18 protein-coding genes are annotated in these 18,495 nt (G+C 38.7%); 14 read left to right on the top strand and 4 right to left on the bottom strand.

Annotation, left to right across the window (positions count from 1 at the left end; genetic code table 11):
- Nucleotides 1-26: 26 nt before the first annotated feature.
- Nucleotides 27-2,369, bottom strand: a complete 2,343-nt coding sequence (locus HYG87_RS01675) for a heavy metal translocating P-type ATPase (protein WP_211533509.1) — start codon at nucleotides 2,367-2,369, stop codon at nucleotides 27-29.
- A gap of 334 nt (nucleotides 2,370-2,703) precedes the next feature.
- Between HYG87_RS01675 and HYG87_RS01670 the strand changes: the two genes are divergently transcribed.
- The 4 genes from HYG87_RS01670 to HYG87_RS01655 are packed head-to-tail and all read left to right on the top strand — an operon-like array spanning nucleotide 2,704 to nucleotide 5,944.
- The gene (locus HYG87_RS01670) at nucleotides 2,704-3,648 is read left to right on the top strand and encodes an NAD-dependent epimerase/dehydratase family protein (RefSeq protein WP_211533508.1); all 945 of its coding nucleotides are present in this window, start codon (nucleotides 2,704-2,706) and stop codon (nucleotides 3,646-3,648) included.
- Nucleotides 3,649-3,650: 2 nt separating this feature from the next.
- Nucleotides 3,651-4,538, top strand: a complete 888-nt coding sequence (locus HYG87_RS01665) for a glycosyltransferase family 2 protein (RefSeq protein WP_211533507.1) — start codon at nucleotides 3,651-3,653, stop codon at nucleotides 4,536-4,538.
- Nucleotides 4,539-4,597: 59 nt separating this feature from the next.
- Nucleotides 4,598-5,242, top strand: coding sequence for a GNAT family N-acetyltransferase (locus HYG87_RS01660; protein WP_211533506.1), 645 nt, complete (start codon nucleotides 4,598-4,600; stop codon nucleotides 5,240-5,242).
- 57 nt (nucleotides 5,243-5,299) lie between these two features.
- Entirely contained in the window at nucleotides 5,300-5,944 is a 645-nt protein-coding gene (locus HYG87_RS01655; protein ID WP_211533505.1) for a hypothetical protein, read from the top strand.
- A gap of 105 nt (nucleotides 5,945-6,049) precedes the next feature.
- Here the strand turns inward: HYG87_RS01655 and HYG87_RS01650 are convergent, their stop codons facing one another.
- A complete protein-coding gene (locus HYG87_RS01650; protein WP_211533504.1) occupies nucleotides 6,050-7,039 on the bottom strand; it encodes an AI-2E family transporter in 990 nt (329 codons plus the stop codon).
- 352 nt (nucleotides 7,040-7,391) lie between these two features.
- On the opposite strand from HYG87_RS01650, the gene HYG87_RS01645 reads away from it, so the two are divergent.
- From HYG87_RS01645 to HYG87_RS01635, 3 genes are all read left to right on the top strand, one after another.
- Nucleotides 7,392-8,384, top strand: a complete 993-nt coding sequence (locus tag HYG87_RS01645; RefSeq protein ID WP_211533503.1) for an NAD-dependent epimerase/dehydratase family protein — start codon at nucleotides 7,392-7,394, stop codon at nucleotides 8,382-8,384.
- 70 nt (nucleotides 8,385-8,454) lie between these two features.
- On the top strand, nucleotides 8,455-9,651 hold the full coding sequence (locus HYG87_RS01640; RefSeq protein ID WP_211533502.1) for a glycosyltransferase family 4 protein: 1,197 nt from the start codon (nucleotides 8,455-8,457) through the stop codon (nucleotides 9,649-9,651).
- Nucleotides 9,648-10,820: a glycosyltransferase gene (locus HYG87_RS01635; RefSeq protein ID WP_211533501.1), complete on the top strand. Its 1,173-nt coding sequence runs from the start codon at nucleotides 9,648-9,650 to the stop codon at nucleotides 10,818-10,820. Before HYG87_RS01640 ends, HYG87_RS01635 begins: the two co-directional genes overlap by 4 nt.
- A gap of 42 nt (nucleotides 10,821-10,862) precedes the next feature.
- On the opposite strand, the gene HYG87_RS01630 is transcribed toward HYG87_RS01635, so the two are convergent.
- Complete coding sequence (locus HYG87_RS01630; protein WP_211533500.1) at nucleotides 10,863-12,296, bottom strand: flippase; 1,434 nt, start codon at nucleotides 12,294-12,296, stop codon at nucleotides 10,863-10,865.
- A gap of 160 nt (nucleotides 12,297-12,456) precedes the next feature.
- On the bottom strand, nucleotides 12,457-15,300 hold the full coding sequence (locus tag HYG87_RS01625; protein WP_211533499.1) for a DUF1616 domain-containing protein: 2,844 nt from the start codon (nucleotides 15,298-15,300) through the stop codon (nucleotides 12,457-12,459).
- A 380-nt stretch (nucleotides 15,301-15,680) separates the two neighbouring features.
- Here HYG87_RS01625 and ehaA point away from each other — a divergent pair, with 380 nt between their 5' ends.
- From ehaA to HYG87_RS01590, 7 genes are read left to right on the top strand one after another with little or no spacing between them, the layout of a single operon-like run.
- Nucleotides 15,681-15,968, top strand: a complete 288-nt coding sequence (gene ehaA / locus HYG87_RS01620; protein WP_211533498.1) for an energy-converting NiFe hydrogenase A subunit EhaA — start codon at nucleotides 15,681-15,683, stop codon at nucleotides 15,966-15,968.
- Nucleotides 15,961-16,464: a hypothetical protein gene (locus tag HYG87_RS01615; RefSeq protein ID WP_211533497.1), complete on the top strand. Its 504-nt coding sequence runs from the start codon at nucleotides 15,961-15,963 to the stop codon at nucleotides 16,462-16,464. Before ehaA ends, HYG87_RS01615 begins: the two co-directional genes overlap by 8 nt.
- Nucleotides 16,465-16,513: 49 nt before the next feature.
- Nucleotides 16,514-16,765, top strand: coding sequence for a DUF2109 domain-containing protein (locus tag HYG87_RS01610; protein ID WP_211533496.1), 252 nt, complete (start codon nucleotides 16,514-16,516; stop codon nucleotides 16,763-16,765).
- 55 nt (nucleotides 16,766-16,820) lie between these two features.
- Nucleotides 16,821-17,093 carry a DUF2108 domain-containing protein gene (locus HYG87_RS01605; RefSeq protein ID WP_394357458.1) on the top strand — a complete coding sequence of 91 codons (273 nt, stop codon included), beginning with the start codon at nucleotides 16,821-16,823 and terminating at the stop codon, nucleotides 17,091-17,093.
- Nucleotides 17,086-17,346: an EhaE family protein gene (locus HYG87_RS01600; protein WP_211533494.1), complete on the top strand. Its 261-nt coding sequence runs from the start codon at nucleotides 17,086-17,088 to the stop codon at nucleotides 17,344-17,346. The genes HYG87_RS01605 and HYG87_RS01600 overlap by 8 nt, the downstream gene beginning before the upstream one ends.
- Nucleotides 17,343-17,822, top strand: coding sequence for an EhaF family protein (locus HYG87_RS01595; RefSeq protein ID WP_211533493.1), 480 nt, complete (start codon nucleotides 17,343-17,345; stop codon nucleotides 17,820-17,822). The genes HYG87_RS01600 and HYG87_RS01595 overlap by 4 nt, the downstream gene beginning before the upstream one ends.
- Nucleotides 17,819-18,487 (top strand): EhaG family protein, encoded by a 669-nt coding sequence (locus HYG87_RS01590; RefSeq protein WP_211533492.1) that lies wholly within the window; start codon nucleotides 17,819-17,821, stop codon nucleotides 18,485-18,487. Before HYG87_RS01595 ends, HYG87_RS01590 begins: the two co-directional genes overlap by 4 nt.
- Nucleotides 18,488-18,495: the final 8 nt, after the last annotated feature.

Genomic DNA, 18,495 nt, shown 5'->3' with positions numbered 1-18,495 from the left:
AACCTGTCTAAAAAAAAATAAAATAATTATCTCTTAAACTTAAGCCTCTTTAAAAGAGCAGAATTAGTAACTACTGAAAGAGAACTTAAAGACATGGCTGCTGCTGCTATCATAGGATTTAAAAATCCTAAAGCCGCCAGCGGTATGGCTGCTGTATTATAGAAAAAGGACCAGAACAGGTTCTGCCTTATCTTTTTCATGGTGGCCTTACTTAATTTTATACCCGCCACCACATCCCGCAGATCATCATTAACCAGGATAATTCCTCCAGTTTCTTTAGCTACATCAGTACCAGAACCCAGGGAAATACCAATATCTGCCTGGGCCAGAGCCGGGGCATCATTAATACCATCTCCTACCATGGCCACCACATTACCCTCCTGTTGTAATTTTTTTATAACTTCCAATTTATCCTGAGGGAGTAAATCAGAGTAAACATTTCTTATCCCTATTTGAGAGGCTATGGCCTGGGCGGTACGTTCATTATCCCCGGTAAGCATCACAGACTCAATACCCATGCTATCCAATTCCTTAACCACCACTTTAGAGTGGTCTTTTAAGGTATCTGCAATGGCAATAAGGCCCCTGACCTGTTTATCATAGGCCACCATAATCACCGTATTACCCTCAGTTTCCAGGCCCTGAATTTCATCCTCCTGGGGTGTTATATCCAGATTATTATCCTCCATCATTTTACGGTTACCTAATACCAGAGCTTTATCATCCCACCAGGCAGTTATACCCTGACCAGGGGTGGTTTTAAAACCAGCAGCATCTGGAATTTCCACATCCATTTCCTCTGCCTTTTTTATTATAGCCTCGGCTAAAGGGTGCTCGGAGCCTTTTTCTGCCATAGCAGCCAGTTTTAAAGTTTCATCAGGATCAGGGGATATTATCTGTGTTACCTCTGGTTTTCCCCGGGTAAGGGTCCCGGTTTTATCAAAAAATACCTTATTTAACTGGTGGGTTCTCTCCAGATATTCTCCACCACGGATTAAAATCCCATTTTCAGCTCCTTTACCCACTCCCACCATTAATGCCGCAGGGGTTGCTATCCCCAGGGCACAGGGACATGATATTATAAGAACTGCCACAAAGGCCAGTATTCCGGCAGTAAAATCTCCGGCCAGGGTCCAGCCGGCCAGGGTAAGAAGGGCAATAGAAACCACAATGGGAACAAAATAAGAACTCACCCGATCAGCCAACCTCTGTATAGGTGCACTGGAGGATTGGGCATCTTCCACCAGTTTAATTATCTGCATCAGGGTGGTCTGGGAACCCACCTTGGTGGCCCTGAATTTAATCAGACCCTGTTTATTAATGGTGGCTCCAATCACCTCCTGACCCACTCTACATGATACAGGAATACTCTCCCCAGTAACCATGGATTGATCAATGGAACTCTCTCCTTCAGTTACCACACCATCCACTGGAATGCTTTCTCCGGGTCTTACCACCACAATTTCCCCTACCCTAATTGTTTCAGCCAGCACCGTGGTTTCTACTCCATCACGAATTACCTGAGCGGTTTTTGGTCGAAGATCCAGGAGTTTTCTAACTGCTGCTGAACTGCGCTGTTTGATATAGTCCTCCATGAACTTCCCCACCAGCACAAAGGCAATAATCACCGCTGATACTTCAAAGTACACATCCCTTTCAGTAACCGGGAGCACCCCTGGAAAGAACAATACAAAACTACTGTAGGTCCAGGCAGTAAGGGTTCCCATGGCCACCAGAAAATCCATATTCAGGGAACGATTTTTCACCGCATAATAGGCCCCTTTATAGAAACCATAACCGGCAATAAACTGAATAGGAGTAGTTAAAAGAAATAACCAGTAACCCCAGGTAAACCATGGCAAAGAGGGTATAGGGGCCATGCTGATAAGGGAAACACCAGCAGCCAAGCTAACGGTGGCCACCACACGGGCCACACCTAATATGATAACCCCACTTAAAGCCAGGGCCACCCTCTTTTTCATGGTTTTTAATTCTTCTTCCGGGGCCTGAAATTTACGCAGGGAGTGTTCATCTGTAAAATAATAGTCCCTGCCTCCAAAACTTTTTTTTATAGCCCGGGACTTTAAAAGACGCATACCGGTGATGGGATCAGTAGCATATTCTGCTTCCTCTTCATGTATGAAAAAACCTTTAAAACCACTATCTTCTACCGCATCCAGAATTTCCTTTTTAGCAATCTTATCTGGTGAATACTCCACATTTGCTTTTCCGGTGGAATAATTCACCTGGGCCTGACTAACACCATCTGTTCCTTTAAGCTTTTTTTCAATATTCAAAGCACAGGAGGTACAGTGCATCCCGGTAACATTAATGGTAACGGTTTCTTTTTTAGTTTTATCTTCCACCATCTATAATTTCTCCCTATATTTCCTGGAATATATTAATTATTGCATAATATTAAGATTATTTATAGTAAGATAGTTGTTATAATATTCATTATTCTAAAAACAGTTTTTATATGGGGGCTGGTTAATATTCATTTATTATCCTGAGCACGATTTTTACCGTCTCAAGGAATTTGAAAACGAAATAAATAGATGGTAAATATATTTTAATACCAAAGGATAATCTAAAAATATGTTTTTAAGGGGAATAAAATATTCCTTTAATTTATATTAAGGATAAAACTTTATTAATTAATCTTATATTTTTATAGAATTAATCACACAGGAGATAATTATCATGGAAACCAAGAGAATTTTAGTTACTGGAGGGTCTGGTTTTATTGGGACTAATCTGGTTGGTGAGTTAAGGAGCAGGGGTCATGAGGTTTTGGCTCTGGATTTGTTGCATCATGAGCTGGATGATTATGTGCGGGCTGATGTTAAGAATTACCGGCAGTTGGAGCGGGTTTTTGATGATAATCCTGCTTTTGATTATGTTTATCATTTAGCGGCGGAGTATGGTCGGTGGAATGGTGAGGCTTATTATGAGAATTTGTGGGATACTAATGTTAAGGGTACCAAGCATATGATTCGTTTGCAGGAAAAACTGGGTTTTAAGATGATCTTTTTTTCTTCGGCGGAAGTGTATGGTGATTATACTGGGGTTATGAGTGAGGATGTGATGGTGGATAATCCTATCCGTGATACTTATCAGATGAATGATTATGCTATTACCAAGTGGGCCGGGGAGCTAATGTGTATGAATTCGGCCACCATGTTTGGAACTGAAACAGTACGGGTGCGGCCGGTTAATTGTTATGGTCCTCATGAAGCTTATTCGCCTTATAAAGGTTTTATTCCGATTTTTATTTATCGTGCTTTGATGGGTTTACCTTATGAGGTATATGAAGGTCATAAGAGGATTATTGATTATGTAGGGGATACGGCTCGAACTTTTGCTAATATTGTGGATAATTTTATTCCAGGTGAAGCTTATAATGTGGGTAGTAAAACCGAGTGGGAGCATGATATTCGGGAGTATTCGGATATGGTTTTAGAGGCGGTGGGAGTAGATGATAGTCTGGTTACTTATCATGAAGCGGAGGATTTCACCACCAAGGTTAAGACCATGGACTTTTCCAAGGCTATACGTGATTTAAAACATGACCCCCAGGTCCCACCAAAAGAAGGAATACAAAAAACTGTAGACTGGATGAAATGGTACTACCGCATCGAGGACTAACTATGAAAAAAATCGCAGTGATATTACCTGCTTACAATGAAGAAGTAGCCCTGGGAAGTATTATACTCCGGGCCAAACAACACGCCCAAAAAATAATAGTGGTGGATGATGGATCCACAGATAAAACCAGTGAAGTAGCCCAGCTGGCCGGGGCAGAAGTTATAAAACATCCCACCAATTTAGGAAAAGGGGCGGCTTTAAGGTCTGGCTTTGAAGCAGCCAAAGAATATGATATAATTGTAACCATTGATGCTGATGCCCAGCATGATCCGGATGAAATACCCTTACTTACAGAACCCATCTTAAAAAAAGAAGCTGATGTGGTAAATGGCAGCCGCTACATCACTGGAGTAGATGAAAACACCCCGGCCTACCGCCGGGTAGGTCAAAAAGTACTGGATACTGCCACCAACCTATCCAGTGGACTGGACATCACCGACACCCAGAGTGGATTTCGTGCCTTTTCCCAAAAAAGCCTGCCCTACTTCCGTTTTAAAGAGTCAGGATTCGGAGTAGAAAGTGAAATGCTGGTGGATGCCTCCCAGGCCGGATTAAAAATAGTGGAAGTACAAATCGGGGTACGATACGATGTGGATGGATCCACCCAGAACCCTATAAGTCACGGAGCCAGGGTATTATTCCACATCTTGCAGGACATGGAACTAAAAAGACCCCTCTACTACTTCACCATCCCGGGGATAGTGATTGTACTTGTCGGGGCTTCCCTGAGTTTAATATTCTTAAGAGACTACCTTACCGGTACCAGTATCAGCATGGGCCCCACCATGGTGGCGGTGATGCTCAGCTTATTCGGGACCTTTATGATGTTTACCGGTATTATATTAGACTCCATGAGCCGCATGCTGCAGCAAAACCGCAATCAACTATAAAACTTTATTTATTTTAGCAGATCTTTTTTTTTGGAACTTAATCTAAATGAGGAGATATTTTGAAATCCAGGGATAAACCCACCATCATAAATGCGGATGAAACCTTAAAAGAAGAAGTAACAAAAATAGTCACCATTTCATTTACATCCGAGGCCATAACCAGCTTCATTTTCAATCTCAATAAACACCATGCCCTGGAAACTCTTTATCGCTTTAATTTATTAAAGATAAAGGAGTTTTATAAAAAAGATTACTTCCTTTTTGGGGCATTAATGGATCAGCAGATAGTGGGAGCGGCAGTTATAAAAAAGGGTGGTGGAATAACCTTCTTAGATAAACTTAAATCCTATTTCCCGGACATATTAACTTTGATAATGCCCATGATTTCCATACTTAATTTAAAAAGGGTAATTAGAATTTCAAAGTACATAAAACCACCATCATCTATAAAAAAACCATACTACACCTTAGAGGCCATAGGTGTTAGCCCGGAACATCAGGGTCAGGGAATAGGAACCATGCTCCTAAATAAAGTAAATGAAGTTGCAGAAAATAATTCAAAAATCACAGGCATCTATTTATTTACCGGTGATAAGAAAAATCAGATTCTTTATGAAAAATTTGGATATGAAACCCTTGAAGAATTCCAGGCAGAAGGAATAACCATTTACCATATGTTTCGAAAAAATAAGTTTAATCAATAGATGGTCTGGACATCAGAGGACTTAAATTGAGAGATTTCACTTAGCGCTGGGGTAAAAATGAATTCCAAAAATGATTTAATCTTAGAAATATCTCGTAAAAACGCAAATATAAATAAATTTGCTAAAAAAATAGTGGATGATCCTGAACTGCGGGATGAGATTGTTAATTTAATGTTGAATCACCCCCAAATAATGGTTTACTATCACTCTTATTATATAATATCCCGGGCAGCTAAACTACATCCCCACTTATTTTATAAGTACTGGGATGATTTTAGATCTCTTTTAAATCATGAAAATTCATATCATAGGGATTTTGCCCTTTTTTTACTGGCCAATTTAACCCGGGTTGATAGGGAAGATAAATTTTATCCTCTATTTGAAGATTATTTTAGCCATATACATGATCAAAAATTCAGCACTGCTCAAAAATGCATTAAAAACACCAGCATAATCCTGGAAAATAAGGAAAAGTTAAGGGAAAAAATCATAAATATTCTTCTTTATATGGATAAAAAATCTAATTTCCCGGAAAAACAAAAAGCACTCTTAAAAGCAGATATTATACAAGTTTTTTCCCACATTTATCCCCACTTAAAAGATAAAAAACAGGTAAATGATTTTGTTAAAGCACAATTGAATAGTAGAAGTCCTAAAACCCGGAAAAATGCTAAAGAATTTGTTGAAAACTATCTATTATAATTTAAGCTTTTAGATATTTTAAAAATTATTAATAGCATATTTTAAATCTAATTTGAGAATTTAAGCATATAATTGAAACTTATCACTATCCCTAATTATTTTTAGTCAATCTTTTTTTTCACCCTCCCCACTCATAAGCAGCAATGCCAGCCAGTGGGTTTCTTCATAGTTTTCCAGATATTTGATGATAATCAGGGTTAGAGGGATACCCAGTAAGAATCCCACCGGCCCTAAAATCCAGGCCCATACAAATAATGAGGCGAAAACCACATAAACTGATAATTGAAGACCTTTTCCAGTAAGTTTAGGGAACAGGTAACTCTCCGCAAAGGTGTTAAGTATAACAAAGAAAATGGCCATTAAAATGGCCGATTCAATCCCATATCTACTCCAGGCAACTAATACTGGTGGTATGGCGGCTAAGATGATACCTATATATGGAATAAATCCCAGGATAAAGGTTAATAATCCCCACAACAGGGCCAAATTAATGTCAAATAGAAACAGAATAGTGGCTACCCCCACACCATAAAAAAGATTAACTTTCGCTCTGATTATGAAATATTTAATGAAATCACCAACCAGGGCAAAAGATTTAATTAAAGAAGGATTATCTTCACCCAAGCCTTTTATGAGTCTTTTTTTGATTTGAGGAAGCTCATAAACCAGGAATATCACGGCAAACAGTATGAAAGTTCCATCTGCTATAATTCCGGTGAGACTGCCCAGGGGCAGCAGGGATAGAATAAATTCGATGATTTGATTACCATATTCTGCAAACAAAGTACTGGTGTTTATAGAAAAAGTAGGTATTTCCATTATTAACTGGGATAAGGAAACTACCAGAAATGCCAATATCCCCAGTCCCAGGGCAAAAACCCCCACCAGAACCATCAACATAGCTACATTATAGGATAATCCTCTTTTTTCCAGCCATTTTAATAGGGGGTATAATAATATGCTGATGAAGATGGAAAGGAGCACCAGGCTCAATATAGGAGATGTCATCTTCATTCCGATAATAGCCACAAAAATAACTGCTATTATAACAATCTGTTGCAAAAAAGGCGGTAATACAAAATCATCTCCCCTCATAAAACTCTTCCTTAAGCAGTATTAATTATATTATTATTCAGGATTTAAATAAATAAGATTTGTGTATTAATAGTGACAGGGAAGATAAAATTCCTGGAATAGGGAGGATAATAATTATGGATTATATTTTTTTACCACCGGGAGCCGGGAATAAAATTTTTTCTTATTTTTTTCGAAAGTCTTATAAAAAGAAAAAAACCTAACTAATAATAAATAGTCCCTGGAATACGTAACAGGGATTCTAACAATTAAATCATGCTATAAGATTTTTAATAAATGTTTAATTAATCTATATTCAGACTTTTCCAGTTTAAATATAAGTACAAAATAACGAATATCGAGGTTTTTTAATATGGTTCAATTTGATGAGTTTCAGGATAAAACAGTACTGGTTACTGGTGGAGCAGGATGTGTGGGTAGTAATCTCACTCGCCGTTTAGGAGAATTAGAAGCCCGGGTGATAATACTGGATAATCTCTCTTCTGCTTATGAGTGGAATATTCCAGATAGTGATAATATTGAGTTTGTTCAGGGCGATATCATGGATGATGCTGCCCTTAAAAGGGTTTTTAAGGAAAACCCGGATTACGTGTTCCACTTAGCAGCGCACTTTGCCAACCAGAACAGTGTGGATAACCCGGAAAAGGATTTGATGGTTAATGGTATAGGCATTCTGAAGGTCTTAGAGTACGCCCAGTTAATTGGAGTGGAACGTTTTGTGTACTCTTCATCAGGGTGCGGAGTATATGGACTGGATTCCAGGATGCCCTTTGAAGAACATGATATATCCATCAGTCTACATACTCCTTACCAGGTAACTAAACTTTTAGGGGAATTATACACCAATTATTTCCATAATCTTTACGACTTACCCATTGTTAATGCCCGTTTTTTCAATGTATTTGGACCCGGGGAGGTACCAGGTAAATACCGTAATGTGATACCCAACTTCTTTTACTGGGCCATGACCAACCAGCCTCTACCTATTACCGGGGACGGGTCAGAAACCCGGGACTGGACCTATGTGGAGGATATTGTAAATGGATTATTATCTATGGGAATAAGAAAAGAAGCCATAGGGGAAGCCATAAACCTGGGATCTGCCCAGGACCATCAGGTCATAGAAATGGCCAATCTGGTAAATGAACTCACCGGTAACCAGGAAGGCATAGCCTATATGGCCCGCCGTAACTGGGATGCTAAAACCAAATTATTATCCTCCATAGAAAAGGCCCAGAAACTGTTAGATTACCAGCCCCAGGTATCATTTGAAGAAGGCCTCAAAAAGACCCATAACTGGTTTGTGGATAACTGGGAAGATATCCAAAGAAGTGCCGAGTTTTAATATTCTCAAAACCTTTATACTTTTTTTTTAATATTTACTTTTAAATTAAAAACTAAATCAGGTAATCATCATGAAAATACTGCTTGTACAGGAATCTGACTGGATAGAGCGCAATCCGCACCAACAACATCATCTAATGGATCGTTTATCCGCAAGGGGACATCAGATAAGGGTTATTGATTATGGTATTGACTGGAGAAGGAAAGATAAAAAAAGGGAAGGATTCCTGGTGGATCGAAAGGTGTATCACCATGTGCACAAGGTAAATCCCCAGGCCAATATACAGGTCATAAGACCGTCCATTATCAAAATACCAGTACTGGACTATTTATCCATACCTTACTACCATGGTAAAGAGATTGAAAGACAAATTAAAGAATTCCAGCCAGATGTGATAATTGCCTTTGGACTTTTAAATGCTTATTATGCTGCTAAATCTGCTAAAAAACATAATATACCGTTTATATATTATCTAATTGATGTTTTATATGCCCTCATACCGGAAAAAATCTTCCAGAAACTGGGTAAATCCCTTAAAAAAAGCACAATTAAAAAATCAGACCTGATTATCACCATTAACCAGCGCCTGAGAGAACTGGCAGTGGAACTGGGAGCAGATGAAGATAAAACCCTGGTTATTGATGCAGGTATTGATCTTATGGAATTTGATCCAGAACGTGATGCAAGCTCTTTAAGAGAACAGTATAATATTAAAAAAGAGGACACGGTTCTATTTTTCATGGGCTGGATATATCACTTTGCCGGAATTAAAGAACTGGCCAGGGAGATGGGGGAGAATAAGGAAAAATATCCCCATCTTAAACTGGTGGTGGTGGGAGATGGGGATGCCTATGATGACCTGCTACGGATCCAGGAAGAGTACAGCCTCCAGGATCAACTAATATTAACTGGAAAACAACCCTATGATCGCATACCTGATTTTGTGGCTGCTGCGGATATATGCCTTCTCCCGGCCTATCAGGATGAAGAAATCATGCAGGACATAGTTCCTATCAAGATATATGAGTACATGGCCATGGCCAAACCGGTGATTGTAACCCGCCTGCCAGGAATCAGCATGGAATTTGGAGAAGGACAGGGATTACAATACATTGACCATGCCGGGGAAGTACTACCTCTGGCTCAAAAAATGAAAGATAATAATCTGATTAAAGAAGAGGGCCATAAGGCCCGTAAATTCGTGGAAACCAATGACTGGGAAGACATCACCAACCGCTTTGAGGATACCCTGGAGAAAATGATATGAAAATTCTACATGTAACTCCCTTTTTTAAACCATCCTGGGAAGCAGGTGGTCCTCCCCGTTCAGTTTATGAACTGGCCCGGCGTCAGGTTAAAAAGGGACATCATGTTACGGTATTTACTACTGATGGTTTTAAAAAACGATTGGATGTGGAAAAAAACAAGCCCCTGGATGTGGAGGGTATAGAAACCTATTATTTCCGCAACCTGTCCCTTTACATGGCCGGAGCTTTAAATTTCACCCTGCCTTATTACCTGCCTCTGGTGGCCCGTAAAAAAATAAAGGAATTTGATATAATCCACATACATGAGCACCGTACTTTCTTAGCAATGGTGGCCCATCACTATGCCCATAAATATCACCTACCCTACCTCTTACAACCCCGGGGATCAGCACCAAAGGTAAATAAAAATAAGTTAAAAGAGATTTTTGATAAAATAGCTGGCAATGATATTGTATATCACTCCTGTAAAATCCTGGCCACCTCTAAAATGGAACAGGAGCAGTATAAAAATTACTTCCCCCTTCTGGATATGGATAAAGTGGAATTACTCCCTAATGGCATTGATCTTGATACTTATAAGGTACTTCCAGCTGAAGGCCAGTTTAGAAAGGAGTATGGTATAAAAAAAGAAGAAATGATTATCCTATACTTGAGCAGGCTCTATTCCACCAAGGGCCTGGATATCCTGATTCAATCTATTAGTGAAATAATAGAAGACAAACCATTTATCCGCCTGGTTATCGCCGGGCCTGATGATCATTACCAGGATAAACTGGAAGAAATGATATCCCAACTAAAAATAGAAGACCGGGTTCTTATAACTGGACCATTATATGGTAAAAAAAAGGATGAAGCTTATTGTGACGCTGATATATTTGTTTTACCCTCCCAAACAGAATCCTTTGGCAATGTGGTGGTGGAAGCCATGGCTTCTTTTAATCCGGTGGTGGTAACCCGTACCTGTGGGGTTTCAGAATGGCTAAACCCGGATAACAGTGTGGTTATAAACTATGACAAACTGGAATTAAAAAGAGCCTTACTGGATCTCGTTAATGATAATGATAAAAGGATTAAGATGTCCCAAAACGCCCGGAAAAGAGTGATGAGTACTTTTAATTGGGATAAAATAGTGGATGAACTGGATGAAATATACCAGGAATGTTTATAATTTTTTGCACATTTTTTTTTGTTAATTTAATTCTTAAAAGAATCAATCTGACTTTCTAAAAATGGTTTTTATTATGTTAATATCCGTCTCATCCATCGCACCTATTAAAAATATAGCGGTAAAGTAAACCACCGTACAGATAATCACCATAGGTACAAGAGAAACCGGTACAAACACCAGAACTCCTACCATAATCAGGTTGGGAATCAATATTTTCCATAGAAGAGGCACGGTTTTTTCTCCCAGGGAATAACCGGTTTTGGAAACAATGTAACCAAAGAGAATGAACATTAAAATTTCAGTACTTACTGTGGTGATACTGGCCCCTATAAAACTCAAATAAGGGATAAAAATCAAATTGGTCAGTATATTAAAGGTAGCTCCTATGGCAGTAATCTTGGATACCGTTAGCTGTTTATCAACTGAACCTAAAAGATTGGTGGATAGGCCATTAACAAACATGAATACCACTGCCCAGATTAGTATCTGCAAGGCCATCACTGTTGGTAGAAACTCACTGGTATAAGCCAGTAATATGATATCCCGGGCCAGAAAACTGGTTCCAATAGCTACCGGTATGATTATAATCAGTATATATTTCACCGATCTCTGGTAGGTTAATTTAAGGGACTGGGGTGATTTTTTATAATACTTGGCCATAACCGGGAATATGGCTATCATGTAAACATGATAGATGGAAAGTAAGACCATTATCAATTTGTAGGAAGCATTATATAGTCCGGTAGCGGCATTTCCCTGCAGGGCAGTTAGCATCACCGTATCTATCCAGAAATAGATCAGGGTGAATATGGAAGTCACTCCAAAGGGCAGGGCCAATAGAATGGTTTTTTTCCAGTAGGATAGATTAACCTCAAAAGCAGGGGCTTCGAATTTCCACCTGGTTATAAGAAGAGTGTATAACATGGTTATAAAACTGGTAATCAGGTAAACCGCACCAAAGGCCACCACACTAAGCTGGAGATAGATTGATACTATAAATCCAATAAAAAGCATGATACTATTTATTATCAGCCCTATGGCCTGGTATTCCATTTTTTCATGGGCCTGATACAAACCATAAAAAAGAGTGGAAAATGATGATAATATGGCATATCCTCCAATAAGGGCATATACCCATCCTTCAGGTAGGGGGTATTCCAGTAACATCAGGGAAACTAATATAATGCCTATGATGATGGTGGAGAGGATTATTTTGATGATGATTATGTTACCCAGTAAGCGAGGTCCTTGTGACGGGTCCCGGGATACTTCACGGGTGGTGTAGGTACCCAGCCCCAGATCAGCAAAAATACCAAGGATTCCAGTGGCAGCCAGTGCCGCTGATAAAAGACCAAAACCATCCACTCCCAGATAACGGGCAATCAGAATGGTCCAGAAAAATGCCAGGAAATTGGTTATAAGCTGTGAGGCCATTAACCATCCAGTATTTTTTGCTAATTTACGTACAGTACTCATTAATTCACCTTATATATGATGGAAAACTGTTATTAATTCTAAAGAAGATTATTTTTTTATCTAATAGGTATTAATATTCCGGTAAATGAATCCCGGATTTTTTTTAAGAGGTTTAATATTCTATTAAAAATAGTTAAACTAAAAGACCAGTTTTATGTGGTCAATCAGTTATATTTGTTGGTGCTATCTCATTTACCTGTGCACCGGTAACGGTAACCCACAGATGCAAACTCCGGTAAGGTTCGCTTCTGTCTGGTAATTTATATAGCAAGAATTCCAATTTACGATTTTCTCCAGAAGTATTGGCCACGAAACTGAAATCTTCTTCCCACTTTTCATTATTAGCCAGATTTATGGTTTTTTCACTAATAAGTACTCCATCCAGTTTAACCTCCAGGACATAGGTCACATTGGCATACTCCCGGTTAACCACACCTATAATCAGTTCACCGGTTTGCCCGACAGTTAAATTGGTGGGGTAATCACTGGCTTTACCATCTGGTCCCAGTATATAGAATTCCGTGAATTTTTCTCCTTCTTGAGGGGCCACCACAATATAAACTGTCATGGAAACTGCCACCAGGAGACTGATAATAAGCACCACCGAGAGTATTTTATCTAATCGGGATTCACTTTGGAAAGAATTTTTCAAAGAATGGAAGTGCTTTAAAATTTGGGGCTGAAAAACCTCTTCAGGACTTAAACGAACCCTCCTTAAAATGGCCACTAATCCTATTATCAGAGTAAATAATGTGAGAGATATTACTATAGGGGTCAGGCGAATCCCCCAGGGAGTGTAATTAAGAGAAAGCCCGATAAGGGGTGATACTGCTAGACTTAAACCAAAACTAAGGGCGGGTCTTTCAATACCATCTAAATCCTTTTTTCGAGGGAAAAGGGCACTTACCAGAACATAGCCTGGAATTAATAGTACGAATAATAGTCCTAAAATAGTTCGCAGAGGACTATCATTTAAATAGGGTAAGAAAATGCTAGAGATGGTAAGCAGGGTAATAGCAAATACTATTAAAAGATCGCTGGTTTTACTTAAAAATCCTGATTTTTCCGGTGGTTTTTTATCTTCATCTTCAATAGATGCCGAAAATGCTTTTATCAGTTTTTCCTCCATTTTTTTATCAGCGGGATATTTTTCCAATTTTTCCTTTTTATGGGGTTTTATAGGTTTTAAATCCTTTCCCTGATATTTTAATAACAATTTATTGGCCATTTCCATTTCTTCTGGAGTTAACTCTTCTTCCAGTTCCTCATTGTCCTCATCTGAAAATAATATTTCTGGCAGGGTTTCTATAATTGAATCATCAGCTGCTAGTGGAGTCTCCTTATAAGGTTCTGGTTCTGGTTCTGGTTCTGGTTCTGGTTCTGGTTCTTCTAAATCTTCTACTTCAGTTTCATCATAGTATGCAAATTCCTCATCGTCATCATCTTCATTTGAATCAATTTCAGGGACTTCTTTTTCAGCGGGAAGTACACTCAACCTTCTTTTTCTAAAGTAATATATTCCCACTCCGGATAGAGAAATAAAAGCCAGTAATATTATACATACTGCGCCCTGTTCCAGGAAAGGTGCAAGTACCATTCCTAATCCCAGGGCCAGTAATATACTCAAAATCACACTAAAGACAAATATAACTATTTTTCTTTTAACACTTCTCTTAGTCTCCTGCGGGGATGAAATTCCTTTTAAAATAGCATATCCGGGCAAAAACAACACCAGGGGTATGGTGAAAATTATTCGAAGCAGATTCTGATTATTAACTGATATTAAATTAAAGGGCATAAATGCAAATAAAACCCCCAGAATAGTCAATAGGATTACCAATCCTCCCGGGGACTTTAAAAAGTAAGCTAAACCCTTAAATTTATTAACTTCATCAGAAGATGTGTTAAAAGATGACTTTTCACTTAAAGGTGCATCTGAAGCACCATCCTCTTTTTCAGGAATATCCTTTGGTGAGGAGCTTCTTACCATAGACTGAAGTTTTTTAGAAACCGGTGATTTTTTTTCAGCAGGGAGTTGGGATTCTGGCTTATAAATTCGCATGGTGCTTTTTGTGGGAGTGAAAATTTTAGACGGTGGTTTAATAGATTTTAAAAGTCTCTGATGATGGATATATCTTCGGATATATGCTAAAAACGTTGTTATTAAAGAAATAAACATTAAAATAAGCAGGATGTTCTGGGAGGACATTTCATAATTTAATAAATTTAAAATAGCTCCCCCTATCAGGGTGATACTAAAACTCAATCCCACTGCAGTGATTATTCTTATAAACCATTTCTTTTCCCGGTAAGATAATTTTAAAAGGGATAATAAGGCATAACCCGGCAGGAAGAAGGCCAGTCCCAGTGCAAAGGGTATTCTAATCAGGCTATCTCCTATAAAATAAATTACTAATCCACCACTAAGGGTGATAAGCAGCAAAATTAAAAGATCCCGGGATGATTCTTTTATACGGGTGATTTCCACTTTTTTTGGAGAGGGGGATTTTTTAGATGCATGTAAGCTATCTTTTTTCCTATTAGCAGCATTAAGTGCAGCTTCCCTTAATTTTTTAGTTTTATCTTCCTGGGTTTCATCCCCGGCAGGAGGGGATACTTCCTGCCTTTTAATCCTAAAGTTTAAGATAATTTTAACTGTTAATAGCACTACCACCAGGACTACGGAAAGAATTTCATAAGAAATACTTAAAGAGCCGAAGGGAGTGTAATTGATAATCAATCCCCAGAATGCCACCAGGAATATACTGATTAAGGGTGAGATGATAATCCGGTGTAAAGGGTTTAAATCCTCTTTTTTATAGAAAAATAAGTGGGAAGCAGCATATCCCGGGAGGAAAAATACCAGCAGTAATCCCGAAATAATGCCTATAAGAGTTTCTTGAAATAAAGTAATATTTAAAATAGCGATACAAATCAGGCTGACTATTAAAAGGTATATATCATGGCGAAGGGAGTTATATTCCTGGTTTTTAGTTGATTCCATATAATGCCTCTAGTGGGGATTAATTGTTTTTTTCTCTTAATTAGAATATTAATTTCACTCAATAATTTCCTGAAATTGTAGTTATATATTATATATCCAGTTAATTATAGCATAATATATTATTATAGCCTCAGGGTATATTTTAATTTATCATGGCCCTATCTTCCGGGGATGATATAACTTCTGGTATTCATGCTGGGACTTGATAATATAATGGTTAAATTAGGGTAATTAATTTTGATAATAATCTTTATTAGAGAATTACTCCCTAATTAACTTAATAATTAATAATTATTTAAGTAAATATAATTTTAAAAACATTTATATATCTTGGAGTAATATCTTTTTATCATGATTATTCATGTTAATGAGTTGATACATTGATAAGCTATTTAATAACTTTGGTATCGGCACTGGTTGTTGCCTTACTATTGAAACTTCCACTATTGCCTGAGGGACCAATGAGAGATTCATGGACAATCAGTGCAGTATTCCCTACCTCGGTTATTGCCCTGGGATTATTAGCAATATTCTTACAGCTAAATGTCACCGGGTTTTATAATGGATGGGATGTGGCCGTTATAGTGGGTGTATTTAGTGCATTTTTTTCCCGATATCTTTTAGAAGATGTTTTCCCCAAATTTGATATGGAGGAATCATATGAATGAATTATTAGGAGTAGCCCTGGCTGCTATAATATCCTGGATAAATTTTGTGGTTATTGATACCTGGATGGGGCTTCCTGAATCCCCGGGAGTTAAGGGGGCAGAATTTATAGGTAGAGATGTTAAAAAAAGAGGAGGCGATCTTTCAGGAGGATTCTTCCAGGGAAATATCGTTTGCTCACCTGATGCCTCTGCCGGAACCCTTTTAGGTGCTATTTGTTGTTTCCTTATTGGTATACCTCAGGGAGGTTTTATTGCCGCCTTACTGGTATTTGTAGGAAACCGTTTATGTGCTGATCCAGGGTATGCGGGAACCATTGGTGCTTTAAGTATAACTTTTATCATACTGGCTGGATCTCTGGTGGGCTTAACCCCGGAAATGTTTGTGGTGGGAATGGTAATTGCCATTGTAACTATACAGGGACTCCATCATCAATCAGCATCACGTTTACTGGGTAAAATAGCTCAAAAAATGGGAAGATACTCTAAATTAGCTTAAATTTATACTTATTACTTTAATAAACCTTTATTAAAACGAGGACGATGTTATGTTAATAGAGATAGTAGGCATTATAGTAGTTTTAATGGCCTTAAGGGCACTAATCGCTCAGGACCGGTCGGAGAGACTACTTTATCTCAATGCCATGAGTTTTGGCATATCTGCCCTCATGGCTCTGTATATCAGAACACCCTTTGGAGCCATAATTGCCATAACCTTCTTTGTATCTTCTACTATAACCTCCAATGCCATTGCCTATTCCTTAAGTAGGGTTAAAGAAGAAATACTTCTGGATGATTGATGATAAATGATGATAATAAAAATTAATTAAAAATCGGTGAAAAAACATGAATCCCCTGGATTTCATTAATTTAACAACTATATCCGCTGCGGTGATGTTCATTGGGGCGGCCGGGATAATTTTACTCCCTAAACCCCTGGACAAAGTTATCATGTTCGCTTTACTGCAGGGAGGATTTATCAGCACAATAGTTGCTGCCAGGTACCTGGACGTGGCCCTGGTTGCAGCGATTTTCGACCCCATTGCCACAGTAATATTATTGATGGCCATTATAAAGATAAATGAAATTAGAGGAAAAAAAGCCCAGGAGGAAGATTCCAGTGCTTGAAATGCAAATTTGGTTTTATACTGGTTGTGCCCTGGTAATTTTAGGCACCATTGGAACGGTGATTGGTCCTGGTGTAAAGGATCCCATTGTCCGAATATTGAATACTGAAATTCCTGCAGTGGGGGTTTCATTAATATTTTTATCCTACAACCATGTACTGGCCTTACTAACATTCATTGCCGCTACAGTAATTATAACCCTGATTCTGCTTCGTGCAGTGGTCCGTTTAGAAGAAATGGGGGCTGAAGTATGAAACTGGGCAGACTATGGAATTCACTGGCCAACCCGAAACGAATACCCCGGCTATTCTCCATTATACTGGGTTTTATATTATTAACCGGGTTTTTAATACCCATGGCCCTTAATGATAATCAACTATATCCCCGACCGGTTCCCCAGGAACAGATAAACCAGGGCAATCCCTTAGCCCCATATGATCGAGGGGGAGAAGTACTCAAAGAACCAGGAATTGTGAAATCTCAGTATCCTGAGAACGAACCAAACCTGGGTAAAATCACATCTTATTTAACCCCAATTGCAATTTCTGTTAAAAATAGCACCATTTATTATGGTACTTCCATTTATTCCTCCCCTGGAGGATTAATTGATGAAATTCTTTATTATACCCGGGGATTTGACACGGTACTCGAATCCACCATATTAATGATGGCCTTTGTAATAGCATCCTGGGTGGCCCTTAATTTCACCATGAGGAGGGAAGAAGAATGATTGTCCCGGAAGTTGTACCGACTATCACCGTTTCTCTATTCCTACCTGCCCTTTATGTGGCCCTGATTGTGGGATTTATAGCCCTTTTAGGAATATCCTTCCAGAAAAAGGATGTACATGCACTCATCCTCACTGATATAGTAGGGGTGGCCATGCTCATAATTGTAGCCGCGGTGGGAACCGATCTGGCGGAAGCTTTAATCTTACCGGGCCTGGTGGTGGAACTGGCGGAAATAATGGCCATATCAGAGATATTAATGAGCCGGGAAATGAGAAAAACCGGTAAAAAAGTTTCATTCATGCCCATGCCCATTAAAATGGATATGGAAATTCTTAAAACAGCACCTAATTTCTTATCACTGGTACTGATAGTTTATGGAATATTTTTAACAGGATTTACCGGTGGTGCAGTGGCTGGTGTAGGTATTCTGTTCTATGCTCTGGCTAGAAAATCCAGGGGACTACCTTTCCAATTATGGGAGGGTGTTAGTGGAATTTCCGGGGTGGCCTGGTGTATCTGGCTGGCTGGATTTTTAATACTATTTGTAGCCCCTGAAATATGGTTATTAGGATTACTTATGTCTTCCTTTGGAATATTACTCAAAGTAGCATCAAAAATGGGCCTTATAGGAGTTCTGGGCCGGGAAGAATTTAAAAGAAACTGAATTAAATA

It is taken from the genome of Methanobacterium alkalithermotolerans (assembly GCF_018141185.1).
Lineage (GTDB): Archaea > Methanobacteriota > Methanobacteria > Methanobacteriales > Methanobacteriaceae > Methanobacterium_F > Methanobacterium_F alkalithermotolerans.
This window is presented reverse-complemented; position numbering and strand designations above follow the sequence as displayed.

Excerpts from the sequence above, each read along its gene's own strand:
- HYG87_RS01675 (WP_211533509.1), bottom strand. The coding sequence starts at position 2,369 with ATGGTGGAAGATAAAACTAAAAAAGAAACCGTTACCATTAATGTTACC.
- HYG87_RS01670 (WP_211533508.1), top strand. The coding sequence starts at position 2,704 with ATGGAAACCAAGAGAATTTTAGTTACTGGAGGGTCTGGTTTTATTGGG.
- HYG87_RS01665 (WP_211533507.1), top strand. The coding sequence starts at position 3,651 with ATGAAAAAAATCGCAGTGATATTACCTGCTTACAATGAAGAAGTAGCC.
- HYG87_RS01655 (WP_211533505.1), top strand. The coding sequence starts at position 5,300 with ATGAATTCCAAAAATGATTTAATCTTAGAAATATCTCGTAAAAACGCA.
- HYG87_RS01650 (WP_211533504.1), bottom strand. The coding sequence starts at position 7,039 with ATGAGGGGAGATGATTTTGTATTACCGCCTTTTTTGCAACAGATTGTT.
- HYG87_RS01645 (WP_211533503.1), top strand. The coding sequence starts at position 7,392 with ATGGTTCAATTTGATGAGTTTCAGGATAAAACAGTACTGGTTACTGGT.
- HYG87_RS01640 (WP_211533502.1), top strand. The coding sequence starts at position 8,455 with ATGAAAATACTGCTTGTACAGGAATCTGACTGGATAGAGCGCAATCCG.
- HYG87_RS01635 (WP_211533501.1), top strand. The coding sequence starts at position 9,648 with ATGAAAATTCTACATGTAACTCCCTTTTTTAAACCATCCTGGGAAGCA.
- HYG87_RS01630 (WP_211533500.1), bottom strand. The coding sequence starts at position 12,296 with ATGAGTACTGTACGTAAATTAGCAAAAAATACTGGATGGTTAATGGCC.
- HYG87_RS01625 (WP_211533499.1), bottom strand. The coding sequence starts at position 15,300 with ATGGAATCAACTAAAAACCAGGAATATAACTCCCTTCGCCATGATATA.
- HYG87_RS01615 (WP_211533497.1), top strand. The coding sequence starts at position 15,961 with ATGAATGAATTATTAGGAGTAGCCCTGGCTGCTATAATATCCTGGATA.
- HYG87_RS01610 (WP_211533496.1), top strand. The coding sequence starts at position 16,514 with ATGTTAATAGAGATAGTAGGCATTATAGTAGTTTTAATGGCCTTAAGG.
- HYG87_RS01595 (WP_211533493.1), top strand. The coding sequence starts at position 17,343 with ATGAAACTGGGCAGACTATGGAATTCACTGGCCAACCCGAAACGAATA.
- HYG87_RS01590 (WP_211533492.1), top strand. The coding sequence starts at position 17,819 with ATGATTGTCCCGGAAGTTGTACCGACTATCACCGTTTCTCTATTCCTA.